Annotated in this window: 19 protein-coding genes; 4 read left to right on the top strand and 15 right to left on the bottom strand. The window is 37.4% G+C overall.

All coding sequences use genetic code 11. From position 1 onward, the window contains the following. Positions 1–14: 14 nt before the first annotated feature. From LS41612_RS12250 to LS41612_RS12235, 4 genes are all read left to right on the top strand, one after another. Entirely contained in the window at positions 15–380 is a 366-nt protein-coding gene (locus LS41612_RS12250) for a hypothetical protein (protein WP_105928908.1), read from the top strand. Positions 381–407: 27 nt separating this feature from the next. Beyond that, the gene (locus tag LS41612_RS12245; protein WP_024361730.1) at positions 408–764 is read left to right on the top strand and encodes a hypothetical protein; all 357 of its coding nucleotides are present in this window, start codon (positions 408–410) and stop codon (positions 762–764) included. Positions 765–881: 117 nt separating this feature from the next. Continuing rightward, positions 882–1,346 (top strand): DUF6241 domain-containing protein, encoded by a 465-nt coding sequence (locus tag LS41612_RS12240; RefSeq protein WP_024361729.1) that lies wholly within the window; start codon positions 882–884, stop codon positions 1,344–1,346. Between the two features lie 344 nt (positions 1,347–1,690). Next, positions 1,691–2,311 carry a class I SAM-dependent methyltransferase gene (locus LS41612_RS12235; RefSeq protein ID WP_024361728.1) on the top strand — a complete coding sequence of 207 codons (621 nt, stop codon included), beginning with the start codon at positions 1,691–1,693 and terminating at the stop codon, positions 2,309–2,311. A gap of 192 nt (positions 2,312–2,503) precedes the next feature. On the opposite strand, the gene adhP is transcribed toward LS41612_RS12235, so the two are convergent. The 15 genes from adhP to LS41612_RS12160 all read right to left on the bottom strand — a co-directional run bounded on the left by adhP (position 2,504) and on the right by LS41612_RS12160 (position 18,202). Continuing rightward, positions 2,504–3,520 carry an alcohol dehydrogenase AdhP gene (adhP, locus tag LS41612_RS12230; protein ID WP_024361727.1) on the bottom strand — a complete coding sequence of 339 codons (1,017 nt, stop codon included), beginning with the start codon at positions 3,518–3,520 and terminating at the stop codon, positions 2,504–2,506. A 331-nt stretch (positions 3,521–3,851) separates the two neighbouring features. Further along, positions 3,852–4,346 (bottom strand): DinB family protein, encoded by a 495-nt coding sequence (locus LS41612_RS12225; RefSeq protein ID WP_024361726.1) that lies wholly within the window; start codon positions 4,344–4,346, stop codon positions 3,852–3,854. A 137-nt stretch (positions 4,347–4,483) separates the two neighbouring features. Further along, positions 4,484–5,233 carry a glycosyltransferase gene (locus LS41612_RS12220; RefSeq protein WP_024361725.1) on the bottom strand — a complete coding sequence of 250 codons (750 nt, stop codon included), beginning with the start codon at positions 5,231–5,233 and terminating at the stop codon, positions 4,484–4,486. Positions 5,234–5,483: 250 nt separating this feature from the next. Beyond that, on the bottom strand, positions 5,484–6,629 hold the full coding sequence (locus LS41612_RS12215; RefSeq protein ID WP_233433791.1) for an MFS transporter: 1,146 nt from the start codon (positions 6,627–6,629) through the stop codon (positions 5,484–5,486). 281 nt (positions 6,630–6,910) lie between these two features. Next, positions 6,911–8,266, bottom strand: coding sequence for an NAD(P)-binding domain-containing protein (locus LS41612_RS12210; RefSeq protein ID WP_024361724.1), 1,356 nt, complete (start codon positions 8,264–8,266; stop codon positions 6,911–6,913). A 143-nt stretch (positions 8,267–8,409) separates the two neighbouring features. Continuing rightward, a complete protein-coding gene (locus LS41612_RS12205; RefSeq protein WP_024361723.1) occupies positions 8,410–8,691 on the bottom strand; it encodes a Fe-S cluster assembly protein HesB in 282 nt (93 codons plus the stop codon). Further along, positions 8,688–10,457, bottom strand: coding sequence for an arsenical pump-driving ATPase (arsA, locus tag LS41612_RS12200; RefSeq protein WP_024361722.1), 1,770 nt, complete (start codon positions 10,455–10,457; stop codon positions 8,688–8,690). The genes LS41612_RS12205 and arsA overlap by 4 nt, the downstream gene beginning before the upstream one ends. 1 nt (position 10,458) lies before the next feature. After that, positions 10,459–10,818 (bottom strand): arsenite efflux transporter metallochaperone ArsD, encoded by a 360-nt coding sequence (arsD, locus tag LS41612_RS12195; RefSeq protein ID WP_024361721.1) that lies wholly within the window; start codon positions 10,816–10,818, stop codon positions 10,459–10,461. A gap of 4 nt (positions 10,819–10,822) precedes the next feature. Then, complete coding sequence (gene arsC / locus LS41612_RS12190) at positions 10,823–11,239, bottom strand: arsenate reductase (thioredoxin) (RefSeq protein WP_024361720.1); 417 nt, start codon at positions 11,237–11,239, stop codon at positions 10,823–10,825. 13 nt (positions 11,240–11,252) lie between these two features. After that, positions 11,253–12,311, bottom strand: coding sequence for an ACR3 family arsenite efflux transporter (arsB, locus tag LS41612_RS12185; protein WP_024361719.1), 1,059 nt, complete (start codon positions 12,309–12,311; stop codon positions 11,253–11,255). After that, on the bottom strand, positions 12,304–12,630 hold the full coding sequence (locus LS41612_RS12180; protein ID WP_024361718.1) for an ArsR/SmtB family transcription factor: 327 nt from the start codon (positions 12,628–12,630) through the stop codon (positions 12,304–12,306). The genes arsB and LS41612_RS12180 overlap by 8 nt, the downstream gene beginning before the upstream one ends. Positions 12,631–12,974: 344 nt before the next feature. After that, positions 12,975–14,405: a MocR-like pyridoxine biosynthesis transcription factor PdxR gene (pdxR, locus tag LS41612_RS12175; RefSeq protein WP_024361717.1), complete on the bottom strand. Its 1,431-nt coding sequence runs from the start codon at positions 14,403–14,405 to the stop codon at positions 12,975–12,977. Positions 14,406–14,504: 99 nt separating this feature from the next. After that, on the bottom strand, positions 14,505–15,797 hold the full coding sequence (gene hemL / locus LS41612_RS12170) for a glutamate-1-semialdehyde 2,1-aminomutase (protein WP_024361716.1): 1,293 nt from the start codon (positions 15,795–15,797) through the stop codon (positions 14,505–14,507). Between the two features lie 181 nt (positions 15,798–15,978). Next, the gene (locus LS41612_RS12165) at positions 15,979–17,196 is read right to left on the bottom strand and encodes a benzoate/H(+) symporter BenE family transporter (RefSeq protein ID WP_024361715.1); all 1,218 of its coding nucleotides are present in this window, start codon (positions 17,194–17,196) and stop codon (positions 15,979–15,981) included. Between the two features lie 481 nt (positions 17,197–17,677). Beyond that, entirely contained in the window at positions 17,678–18,202 is a 525-nt protein-coding gene (locus LS41612_RS12160; protein WP_029747151.1) for a pyridoxamine 5'-phosphate oxidase family protein, read from the bottom strand. Positions 18,203–18,451 lie beyond the last annotated feature (249 nt).

The raw sequence follows: 18,451 nt of genomic DNA, 5'->3' as shown, positions 1-18,451 counted from the left end.
GGAGGATATATATTATGGCATGTTACGAAAATAGTGTTATAACATCACAGGGCAAAAGAGCAAAGCTTTTTGTTTGTGCAAGAAACAATAGTAGCTATGTTGACGTATCGCTAAGAGGACAACCAGGCGACACTAAAGTGATTCGAGGCTATATTCAATTAATCTTAGAAGAAGCGAATCAGTATGATGCTTGGATCCAGGTTTCTTCCCAAAATGAAGGTTTATGGGCAGATTCTACAGTAAAAGACAAGACTGCGCGAATTGTCCACTCTTATTATCCTGGAAAGAGCATCGTGCGAGTTATTGTGAAAATCTATTCTGATGCAAATTACAAATACCTAATTGATATAGCATCCACAAATGCTTTCATACGACAATGAAAACTAAAAAATTGGAGGATATATATTATGGCATGTTACGAAAATAGTGTTATAACATCACAGGGCAAAAGAGCAAAGCTTTTTGTTTGTGCAAGAAACATAGGAAACTACGTTGCCGTATCACTAAGGGGACAACCAGGAGAAGATATAATGATTCGAGGTTATGTTGAATTGTTCTTAGAAGAAGCAAATAATAATGATGCTTGGGTTGAAGTTGCTGCTCATCGTCCAGGCTTATGGGCAGATTCGAGGATTAGTGGCATGAATGGTCGTCTTTATCGTAATAAGAATGGGAGACTTGTGCGAGTTATTGCAAAAATCTATGCTGATGCAAACTACAAATATCTAATTGATATCGCATCCACAAATGCTTTCGAGCGTTAATGAAACTAATTAATAATGTCTCTGTCTCCTGCGAAAGTGGGAGACTTTTTTGTTGTTTGAGCTTAATAAATTTGAGATAATTATTATGAGACACTTGTTAATAGAGGTGATGTAAAATTGAATAAACGTTATTTATGGCGTGTTCTTTTTGTAGTTGTCGTATTAAGTGTGAGTGGAGCGTTTTGGATTATAAATAAAAATGATAAAGAGAAAGAATTTGACATTGCTGAAGAGAAAATGGAAGAATCGATTGCACCAAAGAAAAGGGATTTATCTTGGGTAGATGGTGTTCATGCCGATATGCTTGATGATTGGAAAAGTGGGGATAAAACGTTTGATGAGCGTCTAGTACAAGAAGTGATGCTAAAGATGACGTATCAAAAGCTTGATACACAAGAAAAAGAAGGTTCAATAGAGATAACACCGGAACGAATTGATAATTTGATGCAGATATCTGAGGAAGAGAAAGCCGTCTTTTTTCATAGTGAACTATATTTAGATATATTAAAACGTTGGAAAGAAAATGATTTTTCAACAGTTAAAGACGACAATCAATTACTTCATTCTCTCTATGATAGATGAATGAAATACTTAAATAACAAACGTCGTGCAACAATTTACTAATCCAGTGGTCACTAAATATACATATAATGAATAATAACTTGCTTTTTGCTAGTTTCAGACTGAAGTCAAAGAATTGTCTTCGGTCTTTTTTCTTTCAATGTATGATTGGGTTGCAGTATACGGAAAATGGATTCGCCTCTTTTGTCGCTACTCATAGAATGCTGAAAGAGGATATGTTCGAAGCTATAGTTTAGTATACAAGGAATATTTAGTGACAATGCTTGCGCTGTACGGAGTTACCTTCCTTAAGCAATTTAAAATGACTTTCTTTTAATTTTATGGATGAAAGATGGGATGACCGATTGAATAATAAGTGGAATAAGATTGTCTACAAAGTGGGCTCTTCTTTCTATGATAGATTTTTTAATACTGGTGTTTTTTTGAAGACGAGAAAAAAGATTTTTCAACAAGTCCCTTTTCAAAGTAAGCAGAAAATCTTATTTGTTGGGATCGGTACTGGAGCTGATTTAGAATACATTGACTTTATGAATTATGATATTACAGCCATTGATTATTCGCCTGATATGTTAGCTATCGCTAAAAGTAAATTCGAGCACTCTGCTATCCAATTTATCGAAATGGATGCGCAAACAATGACTTTTGAAGATGAATCATTTGACTATATTGTGGCGAGTTTAATTCTTTCTGTCGTGCCTGATGAACATAAATGCTTTGAAGAAATGATTCGCGTTTTAAAGCTGAATGGAAAAATACTAATTTTTGATAAATTTGCTGCTAAACATCAACGGATAACTGTAACGAAAAAGCTGTTAAGGCCCTTTATAAGCCTATTAGGTACTGATATAGGTCGAAGTTTTGAGGAAATGTTTAGCCAACAAAAACAAAGGCTTAAAATCATAAAGGATGACCCTGTTATGTTAAAAGGAATGTATAGATATATTGAAGTTATGAAAATTAAGTAACTATGACAGAAGCAATTTTCTAATTCAATTAACTTAGAAACGCCTTTGTACATAAAAAATATGAATCTAGATGAAAGTCAATTGCTTCCTTTCACTAAAAAACACAGGTATTTGTAAAGATAAAAGAAAGGCACCTCCTTTGTAGCGGAAGTGCCTAGTTTAGTTATTTATAAATTAATAGATAACAAGCTATTAATTTGTAAAGTCAATTACCATACGTCCTGTTATTTTACCTTGTTCCATCTCTTCCATAATCTCGTTAATTTCTTCGATTTTTCGCAATGTTACTTTCGGCACTACCTTACCTTCTGCAGCAAATTGGAATGCTTCTTGTAAGTCTTGGCGTGTACCTACTAATGTACCAATCACTTGGATGCCATCCAGTACTAAACGAGGGATATCTAAATCCATTTTATCTACAGGTAAACCAACTGCTACTACTCGTGCGCCTGCTTTTACCACATCAATCGCTTGATTGAACGGCGTTTTAGCTACAGCTGTAACCACAGTTGCATCTAAGCCTTTCCCATTCGTCAGTTCTTTCGCTTTAGCAATGGGGTCTTCATTTAATAAATTGACAATAGCATCTGCCCCTACCTCTTTAGCAAATGCTAGCTTCTCATCATTAATATCGAACGCCACAACGTTTGCACCATAAACATGTTTAGCGTACTGCACAGCTAAGTTGCCGAGACCACCAATACCAAATATCCCAATCCATTGTCCTGGACGGATATTTGACACTTTCACAGCCTTGTAAGTTGTCACACCTGCACAAGTGACAGAAGAAGCGGCGGCTGGATCTAAATTAGCTGGAACCTTAACTGCATAATCAGCTGATACAATCACTTGCTCGGCCATAGCACCATCTACTGTATACCCTGCATTTTTAACATCGCGACAAAGTGTTTCACGACCTGTCGTACAATATTCACAGTGTCCGCAACTCTCATACATCCAAGCAATAGATACTCGGTCACCAACTTTTAGTGACGTAACCCCTTCTGCAACTTCAATCACTTTACCAATACCCTCATGACCTAATACAATCCCTGTAACATCACCGAAATCTGCATTTTTGACATGTAGATCCGTATGACAAACACCACAAAATTCTGTTTGTACTAATGCTTCACCATGTTTTAATGGTCTTAGTTGCTTCTCCTCTACACTTACTTTTTTGTCTTTCGTTACGACTGCTGCTATCATAATTAACATGCCTCCTTAAATGTAAGAAATCATTGTAATTAACAAGCGTGCATGCACTAAAGTGTGAATTCGCTTTCATTTTATAAAGGATTTTATTTGAATTCAATTATTTTTAGGACGATTCATAAAAAATGAGTCTACCCTCATAGAAAAATACTATTATTTTAAATAAATAGAATATTTTTAAAATTAAATAAATCGAAAGCTGTAGGATGATTTTAAAAAAACCTCGCCCAAAAGCCTTTTAATAGTAATCAGCCTACAGAAAATGAAAAAAGAGCTGCATTATGCAACTCTTTAATCTTGATCACCCTTGCACCAAGATATTTAATTAGATTTCTTCATCGGCTGATGGTCCATAAAAGCCTGGCACCGCAATATCAAGAAGGCGTAAGTATACGCCCAGTTGTGCACGGTGGTGAACCATATGACTAATTCCAAAAGTACGTAACGCAAGTGCTCTCGGCTCTTGGCGAATAATATGCTGGCCATGGCGAAGTGTCCATTCATCGCCGAGCGCTTTGTCGTCACATTCGGCAAGCAACTTATCGAGTTTGGAGACGTTGGCGTCAAATTCTTCTAGAATGTCAGATTGTTTTTCTATTGCTTCTCGTCGAAGTGATACTGTTGAAAGATCCAACTCCGTGTGCTGAATAATTGTGATTTGCCAGTTTAGCAGATTGATTAGATGTGTGGCTAGTCCACCGAGGGTCATTGATTTATCATGTGGTCGCCATGACATATGCTCCTCGGGTAAGCGTTCCAATATGCGACGTGTAGAAGCTAGTTCTTGCGTTACGTCGCCGATGATTAATTGTTTACTCATATCTGTTGCCCCTCTCTTTTAGCTATAAACAAATAATTTCAATAAAAAAAGCGTTAATCCTGCTTCGATTAACGTCTCTGTAAATTTTAATAGATGCTTGACAATTAGAATCTTTATTTTTCCCTCAACTTGATAGATTATCGATCATGATTTTCATAATAGGCTTCATCTGCATATTGTTTATCTGTTCCTTTCAGATAAGCTAAAATTAATTTCGGACGTTTAAGTAACACCCAGTCTCCGTGTTTATCAAACTTTCGGCTGGAAGTTATCATACCATTTTGAATTGTTCCGTATTTTTTTCCTTTCTTTTTTCCCCACACTTTTAAGCGTTTGGCAAAATCAGCATCTTCCGCCATAAGCATGGCTTCATTAAATCCGTTAATGGACTTAAAATCCTCTTTGTAGCACCAAAAAATCCCCACGGATATGGCACCATATTTAAAAAGTAAAGGTCCTATTAATAACATAGTTGAAACGAAAATCCCTAAAGACATTCTTTCAAATTTCCCTGTAACTCCTCCGCCAATATACTTTCCCGAGCTCAAGTTTTGTACTACCTTTGTAAGCATATGCTCATTCATCTGTGTATCTGCATCTATCGTTACGATGATTTCCCCCCTAGCTCTTTCAACGCCTGTATTTCTAATTTTAGAAAGGTTTTTATCGTCATTGTTTACTGTAATACAATTATAAGATTTTGCAATTTCTTCCGTTTTGTCTGTACAGCGATTTAGCACAACAATGATTTCAACTTGATTTTGAAGTAATTTTGACGCTTTTGAAATGGATTCTAAACATTTTCCAATGTACTTTTCTTCATTATGGGCGGGTATAATAATAGAAATGATTACATCCTCTTGATGCGTATTTGTCGAAGTGTCCATCCAATCTCCCTCACCATTATTTTTAATCTATTCATATTAGCTATTACTTAAATATATTCAAATGAAAATGTGAAAATGCCTAACTGACTTATGGTGCTTTAGTTCTTCTTTCATACAATCAAAATAAAACTAGCCTGCAATGTTACGGGGCTAGTTTTATTTTAATCTATTTTACAAATATATGATATATTTTCTATTTATTGTATTAATCCTTTAGGCTTGATTGGACAAAAATTGACCATATATTTATTTAGTTTCTTTGCCATTTAAAGGTTAGTATGGCTACTATCAATGCGATACAGGCAATTGTGCCACCGATTATCGCATTTATTTCAGCAGTATATGCGTCAATGGTTATGCCCCCTATCGTGGAGCCTAATGCCATACCAATATGGGCACTAGAATTATTTAAACTTTGATGGATATCTGATGTAGTCGATGCAGAAGAAACAATATAACTTTGAATCGCAGGTTGTAGTGACCAACTTAGTAAACTCCATAATAATATTGCTCCAACGAACAGCACGACGGAAAATTTTAAGAACGGTATCGCAACAATCGTTAGTGTAAATAAGGATAGTACGGAGAAAATTGTTCGTTTTGCACTAATACGATCAGTAAAATATCCACCTAATAAACTTCCGCATATGGAGAATATACCAATGATTAAATACATTAGGCTAAGAGACTTCTCTGACAAATGTAGCGTTGACTGAAGAAATGGTGTTAAGTATGCATACAAAGTCATATGCCCTGTAAAAAATATGATGGAAATCGAATGAATAAGTAAAATCTTTCGTTCCTTTAACGCCTTTACTTGTGCTTTTAAAGGTAAATTCTTCTTTGGCTCGATTTTCCCCAATGCAAAAAATACAATTAACATAAGCAATAATGTCAAAATAGCAATAAATAGAAATGGAGCCCGCCAACCTAATTCGCTACCTAACCATAAACTAAACGGAACACCAAACACCAGGGAAGCACTAACCCCCATTAATACAAGGCCGATTGCTCTTGCTGTATATGCATCATCGCTTATTTGAGAAGCGATGGTGATACATAACGAAACAAGAAGCGACGCACACATAGCTGATAATATTCTAGCAGCCAAAAGAACAGTATACATATCACTCAACACAATGATCATATTCGAGACAAAGAAAATCAACAAAACAATGAGAAATAATCTTTTGCGCTCCATCTTTGAGGTTAAAGATAATAAAATAGGGCCTGATATGGCAAAACTTAATGAAAACATGGAGATTAACATTCCTACTTTGCCATACGAAATCTTTAAATCTTCCGCAATCAGTGGAAGCAACCCTCCAATTACTAATTCAACTAGACCAACTATAAAGGCAATCGTCGATAATAGGTAAATTCTTTTATCCATCATTTCACTCCTCTAAAAAAATACAAAAAGCAGCGCCTCCAGTTTAGGAGGCGCTGCATTAAAACATTTTCTTTGTCAATTCGCTAACATGACATCCAAAGTCATGTCGCCTTATTCAATTAAAAATTTCTTAAACAAAAATACCATTTTGCATTATTGGTTGTCAATTATATTTATGCCATTATTTTTCGTCAACATAGGATTCCGAAGACGGTTCCAGCAACTTGCGCAATAGGAATTAATACTAGTGCAAAAGACTGCTAGCTTTTGCTAACAGTAAATTTTTAACAACACGTATTGGATGGTTGACCAAGTTGAGCACTACATACACCTGTTTCAGGTAACTCTAATTCCACACGTTTTGAAGCTTCTGTATCACCACATAAGTATGCCGTAATGGAACGGACTTGTTCATAACCTGTTGCCATTAAAAATGTTGGTGCGCGACCATAGCTTTTAGCACCGACAATATAGAAGTCTTTTTCTGGTTGTCTCAGTATTTCTTCTCCATGCGCTCTTACTGTTCCACAACTATGCTCATTCGGGTCAATTAAAGGCGCCAATGCTTGCACACTTTCTGTTGCTGCATCAATGGAAAGGCGTAGTTCGCTGTTAATCGTAAAATCAGGTCGATTACCTGCGTTAACAATTAGCTCTTCAAATCCTGTTAATACTTTTGTTTCCCCGTTAATAGTACCAATAATTTGGATGTTCTCATCTTGACGCAACTGTGAGATATAGAAAGGTGTAACGACCTCAACCTTACCTGTCTCAACTAATTCGTGAATACGTATTCCCAGTGCGCCTCGTGCAGCTAATGCATCTTTTTCCTCACCACCATAGGCTTCTTCTACAGATTTTTTCCGCATTATCCATACTAATTTTGTTGCAGGATTATCTTCTTGTAGTGCCGCAAGTGTCAATAAGGTATTAATCGCTGAATGGCCACCACCAATAACAGCAATCTTCTTATTTGCATATCTCTTAGCATTTGAATTTATATCAGGAATACCATACTCAATGTGATTTGTTAGGGCCTTTTCATTTTGTAACCACACACCTGTAGTATTCGCCGGATTTGGATTTCCCCATGTACCTGTCGCATCAATAACAGCTCTTGCCGCAATGATATGAATGTCATTCTCTCGTTCAACATAAATAGTAAATGATTGGTCTACTCGATTTTTCGTCTTCATCTTATCATTAAATTGTCGTGAAATACCCACTACTTTTGCGTTCAATTGAATGTTAGGTTTTATTTGTACTAACTCAGCCAAAGGTTTTAAATAGAGATCAATTAATTCATTTCCTGTTGGTAATGTATCTAAATTAGGTTCTACCCAATCGGAGGTTTCTAATAATGCTTTAGCTGCTTTATTAATGTTATATCGCCATGGGGAAAATAACGTCACATGCCCCCAACTACGAATATTATGTGCTATTTCATGCCCTGCCTCTAGTACAATAAAGGCTTGTTTTTGTGCCACTAAATGAGCAGCAGCAGCTAAACCAATTGGACCTGCGCCAATTATTACGACGGGTAAATTTTTATTGGCATTGGGATTAATCTGTTGAATTTCAATGCTCTTTGCAGGGGTGCAACAAGATGTATTTTGTTTCATTACATTTAGCGTGTTCATCTTACTTCTCCTTTTTAGTCATTTACATAAGTAATTACTTATATAAAAGATGTTTTTTACGTCTAGCAGTTAGCTAGACGTAATATAGTTATGCTTTGTAACATAAGCAAACTTTTGTAGCCCCTATTCCTGTCGGCTTTTAATTAGCAAGAGGTCGGAGAATATCCTTCCAATACTAAACCAAGTTCACCATTCTCTTCTTCGGCATGGATTGTTACATCTGTTAATTGTGGTGCAATATCAGGATGGATTGCGACTTGGATACCTTCGATTGTTTGAATAGTATCTTCTGCTGCTGGTGCTTCTAAGCCTACACCTAAATTAACCCCACAGCAGCCTGCAATACCAAAGAAACGAAGTGTTTTAACCTCCGAATCAGCTATTACCTGTTCTAAATAATGTTTGCCTTCTGGACTCATTTTCATTTGATTTTCTCTCCTTTTAGTTCATGTAAGCCTTTTGTTCCGATTGGTGGCGTTTTTACCCATGGAATGGCTACGAATTGATTGTTGCTGATGGATTGTACTGCATTCAGCCATTTTGTTTCTGCTTGTTGTTTTTGAATTAATATGGCACTTGTTGTGTGGATTGAAGAAAAGGTTTGATTGACAACCCACCAATCAACAGATAATCCAGCACGCTGTAAATCTTCCTGTAAGCGTGTCGCTTCATAAACAGGTGTTGCTTCAGGAAGTGTTACAATGGCAACACTGGTATAAGAAGCATCACGCAACCTTGGTAACAGGTTAGAAACAGCTGGAGGAATATCCCCTTGTGAACGGCTTATTTCGCGATGATAAGCTTCTGTTGCATCTAGTAAAAGTAACGTATGCCCTGTTGGTGCTGTATCAATAACAATGACCTCATCTTGATGATTTTCTACCACATTTGCAAATGCACGAAATACTGCAATTTCCTCGGTACAGGGAGAAGCTAAATCTTCCTTCACAAACGCTAAACCTTCTTCGTTCATTGTTTCACTTGCCTTTGCCAACACTTCAGCTTCATAATTTGCAACTTCTTCTTTCGGATCTATTCGACTTATCGTTAAATTTTTGACTTGTTCGTTTCCAAATGTCCAATTTAAATGCGCAGCAGGGTCTGTTGTAGTTAAATGTACAGGAATACCTTCTTCGGCTAAGCGTAAGGCAATATAAGAAGCAATCGTAGTTTTACCAACCCCACCTTTACCCATTGTAAAAATCAATTTTGGTTTACGTTCTAAATAATCAGCAATCATTTCCTCGACTTCTGGAATCTTAATTTCTTCGGTTGATGCATGTGTATGTGAAATTTCCTGATTAGTCATCCATGCTTGCAAACGTTCCATACTTGATAATGAGTACGGTACAAACGGTAAGTAGAAATGTTCAAATCGATTTAGTTCTTTTGGAATTCTGGCTAATGCATCCGATTGACGTGCAATGAATGCTTCTTCTGTACAATCAGTAGAATTGACATTACGCATATAGCCATTGATTAATAACGTCTGATTTTGAATACCAATTTCATACAACTCGTTAGAAGCACGAGCGGCTTCTTTTAAAGGGTTTTCTTCAGGGCGTGTCACTATCATTAACGTTGTTTGATTCGCATCTTTTAAACGATGAACAGCCTCTTTATAGACTTCACGTTGTGGTTCTAACCCTTTTAAAGGACCTAAACATGAAGTGCCAGTCGTATTTTCATCTAGAAATGTAGACCATGCAGAAGGTAGTTGTAATAAGCGTAATGTATGACCTGTTGGTGCTGTATCAAACACGACAGTGTCAAAATTTTCAATCACTGAAGTATCAGTCAATAGTGTTGCGAATTCATTAAAAGCAGCAATTTCAACTGTACAAGCCCCCGAAAGTTGCTCCTCCATATTTTGAATGACCACATCAGGTAGTTTTCCACGGTACGGACCAACCATTCGTTCTTTGTAATGTTGTGCTGCTTGTTCAGGGTCTAAATTTATCGCAAATAGATTGTTTATGCCTTCAATTTTTGTTGGACTATTCGAAAGCGTTTGACCAAAAATATCTTGTAAGTTAGATGCGGGATCTGTACTAATTAAAAGTACCTTTTTCCCTTTGTTTGCAATGGCTATTGATAGGGCACAAGCAACAGACGTTTTCCCAACGCCCCCCTTCCCCGTAAAAAACAAAAATGGGGTGTCAGGGAAATGACTTCTTGTAAAGCGTTCCATTTTACGCATCTCCTTTTAGTGACAAGCGTACTTTTGGCTTTTGTAGTAAGTTTTCTTCTGAAAGCCCTGACCACTGTGAAAATTGCTCATTAGTGGGATATATCCCTTTACAAAGTAACTCCCCATCAACAAACGTTGCAGGCAAGGCATCCATTCCTTGTGCTATTAAAAGTTGATTGATTGCTTCATTTTCTATAAAAGCATTTGGATCGTTCGTCAGATTAAATCTTACAGCTTCAATGTTTGTATTTTTTAAATTATTCATTATAAACGACATACGTAATAATTCTGGGTCTATAGAAGGGCCACATAAGCCTGTTGAACAGCACATGGCTGGCTCATAGATATGAATTTTTTTCAATTTACTACAGCTCCTCGCCTACAAATTTTTCAATACGTTGTCCTATAGCATCGCGTACATTTTGGAAGACAGTCCATTTGTCCTCATCTGTACCTGTTGCTTTCGCTGGATCTTCAAATCCCCAATGCTCACGGCGAATATGCGGAGGCGTCATCGGACATTTATCAGCGGCATCCCCGCATAACGTCACAACTAATGTGGCATTGTTTAATGTCTTAAAATCAATTAAATCAGATGTATGATTTGAAATATCAATCCCTACCTCCTCCATTGCTTTAATGGCATTTGGATTTACGCCATGAGCCTCAATCCCAGCACTTTTCACAGTCCAATTAGTAGGTAACAATTTTTTAGCCCATCCTTCAGCCATTTGACTACGGCATGAGTTCCCTGTACATAAGAAATAAAGTGTGTTAGTCATAAGTGTTTGCTCCTTATAATTTAATCGTTTTAAAGTATTTTTTCTGCCAACGTAAAGCAACCCATACAAGTCCTATGAGAACGGGTACTTCTACAAGGGGGCCTATAACTGCCGCAAATGCTACGCCACTATGAAGACCAAACACACCAACTGCTACCGCAATCGCTAACTCAAAGTTATTACTTGCCGCTGTAAAAGAAAGAGCAGCTGTAACCGGATAAGATGCGCCAGCTTTACGGGAAGAGAAAAATGAAACAGCAAACATCACGACAAAGTAAATAAATAATGGAATAGCAATTCGTACGACATCAAGTGGCAGTTCAACCAATTGCTCACCTTTTAAAGCAAACATCATAACAATCGTGAATAAAAGTGCAATTAAAGTAAGTGGAGAAATTTTCGGTAAGAATTTTTCCTCATACCACTGTTTTCCTTTTGTTTGAATCCCAATCCATCGTGTCAGGAACCCTGCCGCAAATGGGATACCTAAGTAAATAAGTACGCTTTTTGTAATTTCCCACATGGAGATGGAAACATTGAAATTCTCTAAACCAAACCAACCAGGTAATACATTTAAGAAAAAGTATGCAAAAATCGAATACGTTAAGATTTGAAAAATCGAGTTAAAGGCAACTAAGCCAGCTACATATTCGCGGTCCCCACGTGCTAGATCATTCCACACAATGACCATGGCAATACAGCGAGCCAAGCCAATCATAATGAGTCCAGCCATGTACTCTGGATAATCGCGCAAGAAGATGATGGCTAGAAAGAACATTAAGAATGGTCCAAGTAACCAGTTTTGAAAAAGGGATAGTAAAAGCACTTTCCAATCTTTAAACACACGCCACATTTCCTCATACTTTACTTTCGCTAATGGCGGGTACAACATAACAATTAAACCTATGGCAATCGGTATGGACGTTGTACCAAGAGACATGGACTCTAACGATTCTCCAATATTGGGCATTGTGATACTGAATACGACACCTAGCCCCATGGCAACAAATATCCAAAGAGTAAGGTAACGATCTAAAAAAGACAGCTGTTTCGTTAAAGACTCATTACTCACTATCAGTTCCCCCTACATGGCAGCCATTTGTGCCACAGTTGCACCCAGTTAAAGGCTGAATATGCTCTAAAATCCCCTTCATCAGTGGCGTTTGTTCCTCTACTAAACGATAATGTTTCCAAGTCCCTACTTTTCGTTCTGTAATAATACCTGCCTCCTTTAATTTTCTTAGATGCTGACTAACGGCTGGTTGTGAAATGCCTAGAACCTCTACAAAATCACAAACACATACCTCTCCATTTTTCATACACGCAAGTAATTTCATGCGATTCAAATCTGCTGCTGCCTTTAATTGTTTTTCAATTAGCATATAATCCATTTATTTGCCCTCCTTATATAATCATTTGCTTATATATTATTGTAAATAAAATCACCTTGAGTAAAAGGTGATTTTAACTATATATAACTATATTCTTATATTATGATTTTATGTTTTGAAATGCAACAGTTAAATACATGATATGAAAAAAACTTGCATATCTTCATAAATCGATTGTTAATGGTGAAAATCAAGAGAGCCAATGTTGGAATGCCCCTCCCTCTTTTGGCATTAGATACTGAAGGCATCGACTTTTATCGTTGGCTATGCCTTTGGCAACGCTATGGTCGCCTAAAAGTTTGCTCCTCATGGGCTTGACGTTAAAACCTAATAGTATTATTCGATTATAAAAGTATCTTGGCAAGGCGGTTAATGCCTTCTTCAATTGCGCTCTCATCCATTTTAGCAAATCCCAGTACCCATCCTTTTCGATTCGTTTCCAAACAATACTTACTAAGTGGATATACACGAATTCCTTTTTCGAGCGCTAGGTTTGTCATAGCCTCTTCATCAAACGATTCTTCAGCTTCAAGAAGCATATGCAAGCCTGTTTCAATGCCACTTAGTTTAAAACGTTCAGCTAGTCCAGTTGCCATGATGGCCTTGGTCATTGCTTCATGTCTACGTCGATAAACATTTCTTGCTCTCCTCATATGACGCATAAAATGACCGTGCTCAATAAAATGACTAAGCGTTAGTTGTTCCATTATCGGCAGATGTCGATAGGTTAGGGCTTGTACTTGAGCAAGCTGACGAATGGCATCCTTTGGCCCAATCACTGCCGAAATGCGTATGCCAGGCGCCACCATTTTGGAAAAACTCATCATATACAATGTGTTCTGTGGTTGTTGGCTGAACAAAGTAGGAAGTGGACCACCACGGTACCTAAATTCGCCATCATAATCATCTTCTACTATCCAAAATTGCTCTTGCGCTGACTTTTGGAGCAACTGTTGTCTACGTGGTTCAGACATAATCACACCAACTGCACATTGGTGAGAAGGCGTAACAAAAATAAGCTTGCTTTGCGGATGAATACGATTTACTTGTATTCCATAGTTATCAACCGGTACGGAAACGACATTCATCCGTCGATATTGCATGGTCGTCCAGGCAGCGGGGAATCCAGGATCTTCAACAGAAACCGTTTCTCCTTCCGTTAACAGTGCTTGCGCAATAAGATCAATGCTATGCTGTGCACCAGAAGTTAAAATGATTTGGTCAATATCTACATGAACACCTCTTTCAAATGTTAAATAACGTTGAATCTGTTCACGGAGCGGAGTAAAACCATATGGGTTGCCATAACCCCAAGTGGTCAAATCTGCTTCGGATGAAGCCTGTAAAAAAGATTGTCTCCAATTTTTTTGGAAATGTTCGTCCAAATAAGGCTCATGAGGACAGAAATCGATTTCTACGTTTCGATTTTCGGGGTCTCCAAACCAACTGTTTAATTCATCAACTGCCGCGTTTAATAAAGGTAATGCTGGCGTAGATGGTCCATAAGGAGTAGTTTCTTCTGCTAAGTTGGCTTTCAATCCCCAATCACTTACCCTTGTTCCCCCACGCCAATTAGTAACGGTATAGCCTCGACTAAATAATTCCTCATAAACAATTTGTATTGTTGAGCGTGAAACACCGACTAATAAGGCAAGCTCTCGAGATGGAGGAAGTAATTCACCTGGTGGCCATTTTCCTGTTGTTATATGGTGGATAGCCTGATCAAGCAACTGCTGCCAAATCGGAATTTTATCTTCTCGGTTTATTTTTAACATTTTCATTCACTTCCAGTTAAATGATGCGAACATTAATACAGTTCATCATCATTATAGTTGTTATGACGCACCCATTATTTAAGATGGTTAAAATATTTTCTAAAGAAACGATGACATTCGTTGAAAAGCTACATCTGCAGCATGAATTGTTTCATCAATATCATGTATTGAATGGGCAGTCGATAAAAAGATGCTTTCATATTGCGATGGGGGTAAAAGGATCCCTTGTTTTAGCATTTCGACATAGAAACGCCGAAACATCTCTGAGTCTATTTTGCGTGCATCATCAAAATTTTGTAAAGGATTATCAGTAAAGGACAAACCAATCATTGTTCCAGCTTTAGTTGTCATCAGCGCTATATTCGATTTACGGGCTACTGTTTTTAATCCTTGAATTAATCTGTCTGATAGTTCTTCAATATAGTTGTAACTATCAGAGGTTAATTTATTTATTGTAGTATATCCGGCTATCATCGCAATTGGATTACCCGATAAAGTGCCAGCTTGATAAATATTCCCTTCCGGTGCAATTAGATTCATAATCTCTTTTTTGCCACCATATGCGCCAACGGGCATCCCGCCACCGATTATCTTCCCTAAGCAAGTTAAGTCAGGCTGAATGTTATAAAGCCCTTGAGCTGAGTGGTAATCAATACGAAAACCCGTCATTACCTCATCAAGAATAAATAGCGCCCCATATTTTGTAGTGAACAAACGTATAGCTTGAAGAAATTCGGGGTCAGCAGGTATGCCAGCCATATTACCAGCAAATGGTTCTACAATCACTGCTGCAATTTCTGAACCAAATGTATCAAATACACTATAAAGTGCTTCAATATCGTTATACGGAACGGATAAAGTGTTTTTTGTGATTTCTAACGGTACACCTGGACAATCTGGAAGGCCTAATGTTGCTATGCCTGAACCAGCTTTTACTAATAGATGGTCACTGTGTCCGTGATAGTTTCCTTCAAATTTAACAATTATGTTTTTGCCTGTAAAACCTCTAGCTAGCCGAATAGCACTCATTGTTGCCTCTGTACCAGAGTTAACCATTCTAATCTTCTCTATGGAGGGAATCCGAGTAGTGATTAATTGTGCTAGCTTATTTTCTTGCAAAGTGGGCAATCCAAAACTTGTCCCCTTTTTTATTGCTTCGAGTAATGCACTCGCAACATCTTTATCTGCATGTCCATGAATTAATGGTCCCCAAGAAAGGATATAATCTATATACCTATTCCCATCAATATCATATATTTCTGATCCGATTCCATGACTAATAAAAATAGGATCGATTCCAACGGATTTAAATGCTCTTACTGGACTGTTTACACCACCAGGCATTAGTTGTTTTGCTATTTCGAATGCTTCTGTCGATTGCTGTGTATTGATTTTAAATACCACCTTTCATATTAGAGAAAACTATTAGCTATATGCTCATCTAGAGGACCAATTGATTCGTTTTCTATTTAAACATCTCTGTAACAACTGTCCCCTTTTTTCTATAAACAAGACTCCAATATTTTGCTTTTTAAAACTTGTCACGTTACATGTACTTAGTTTTCACATGAAACTATTTTTGTGGTATCCCATTCATATTTTGTGGTTTTTTAAGAAATGGAACATTAATTAATAAATGTGCTGCTAAACCAGCTACAAGCCCCCAAAATGCCCCTCCTACGCCAAGTAATGTAACATTTGCGGCAGTTGCCAAAAAAGTAATGAGGGCAATTTCGCGTCCGTTCGGATTTGTTAAAGCATTAGCAAGGCTACTACCAATTGTACCGAGCAATGCTAATCCAGCTAATGTGGCAATAAACGTTGCAGGAAGAATTAAAAACAATGCAGCCAATGTTACCCCAAAAATTCCAACAATTATATAAAAAATACCACAGACAATACCTGCAATATAGCGTTTCGTTGAATCTTCATGAGCGTCTTTTCCAGTACAAATTGCGGCTGTAATTGCGGCAATGTTAAACGCATGTGATCCAAATGGTGCTGTTAGGAGCGAACCCAATCCTGTTACAATTAAAATCGGATTCGCACTCGTTTTAAATCCATCATTTCGCAACACTAACATTCCTGGCATATATTGTCCCGTCAAGGTAATAATAAAAAGCGGCAAAGCAACGCCTAATAAGGCATGAAGAGAAAACGCTGGAACAACAAATACTGGAGAAGCAATGGCCAATTCGACATTGCTGAAATCTACCTTGCCCATACTTATCAAATAAATCAATCCAATTACTAAGATACCGACAATTGCATAGCGAGATGTAAATCGTCTTAATAGGATATACGCAGTAAATAGGACAATTACAAGTAAAGGGTCAACTTTCGCACCACCAAAGGCCGAAATACCAAACTGCAATAAAATACCTGCTAAAAGCCCTGAAGCGATGCCTGGTGGAATAAGCTGGACAAAACGTTCGAACATTCCAGATAATCCTAAAACAACAAATGCTACAGCAGATATAATATATGCGCCAATTGCTTCAGGATAAGAAGTGACCGCCAAAGCGGAAACAAGAAATGCCACACCTGGTGTTGACCAAGCTGTAATAATCGGTTCGCGGTATCGATAACTTAACCAAATACCAGTTACTCCCACACCGATGGAAATCGACCATATCCATGAAGCAGTCATTTCAGGACTCAGGCCAGCAACCTTGGCAGCCTGAAACACCAAGATAAAAGTACCTCCATAGTTTACTAACACAGATATAAAAGCAGCTATGGTGGGTGATAGCAAATCACGCAAACGCAGTGAAACGGATGTTGTATTCATACACTTTCCCTACCTTTCATTCCAATAGTGGTCAAACACTTTCTCTCTACTCATAAAAATAGCGTTCATTCTTTAAAACCAAATTTGAAAACTCCAGTGATTCTTACCTGTCAGAATGTCCATTCCATACATCGGGGATTTGCTATTATTTGTGTATCAGACTTTCCAATGCCGTCATTAGGTCTTTTATATGTAATGTTTCAAATAGAGGTAATTGTTCAGTTAGATACTTCATTGCTCTGCCCCCTTTTGTTAGTTTTATTAAAATGAACGCTCTTAGCATAACGAATAACGGACTGTAATAAAACATCCAAAAACACCATTTTCACCAGTCCATAAATGTTGATCATTCACTACTTCTTATGATTGTATTTCATGAATAGCACGGCTCGTTTTCGTTAAATCAAAAAGACCACTTACCTATGGGATATAGGAAGTGGCGTTTAAATGGATTATTTAATATAGTGTACGAAACATGTTTTTAACTTTTAAACATTTTCCCTACTTCAATTGGATTTTCTTTCGCGGTCATTTGTTGTGGATCAATCCGATAAACTTGAACTGGACCACCGAAAACGGCTGATCGATATTTGTCCACATGTTGCTCAGATAAAGGACGATTATAATAACCAGGCACATATTTATTTAGCATCTCTTGCAACATATGTGTAGCTTCATCCAAATCTGTGATGTGTTGAGCCTTCCCAAAAACGATAACACTCATATACGCAGTGTCCGTCTTTGCGGGCACTGGATCAGTAATCGTTCCATATTCTTCACATACTGTAAAGCAGACTTCCTGATTTTCATCCATAACTTGATTGCGTCTTCCGCCAGTAGCTCCGTGGAAATACAGCAGCCCATTTGTCCAAACAAAATTAAGTGGAACAACATAAGGCAAATGACCGTCAGCCATTCCCAGATACCCAATTCGAGCTTGCTTCAAAAATATATCAATTTTGTTTTGATCTAATACTTCTCTTACTTTGTAACGTACCTCAACCATTGATATCCCTCCTACTTGTAGTATTATGTAATCTTATCAACGTTTGGATGGAATAAAAACGTCCAAATTTATAGTGATTAAACAATCCAATTTGACGAATATAGAAGGTCATTGCAACAACTATCCATTGGATAAGGGAATAATAAAAGGCAGAAATCGATGTGGATTTCTGCCTTTCCATATGTTTTTATAGATTTAGTAAAGAAGACATGCCTCTATCTACATCCTAACAAAAAATGAAATATAAGT

The sequence above is a fragment of the Lysinibacillus sphaericus genome (assembly GCF_002982115.1).
Lineage (GTDB): Bacteria > Bacillota > Bacilli > Bacillales_A > Planococcaceae > Lysinibacillus > Lysinibacillus sphaericus.
The sequence above is the reverse complement of the archived record's forward strand: the minus strand, read 5'-3'. Positions and strand labels throughout refer to the sequence as shown.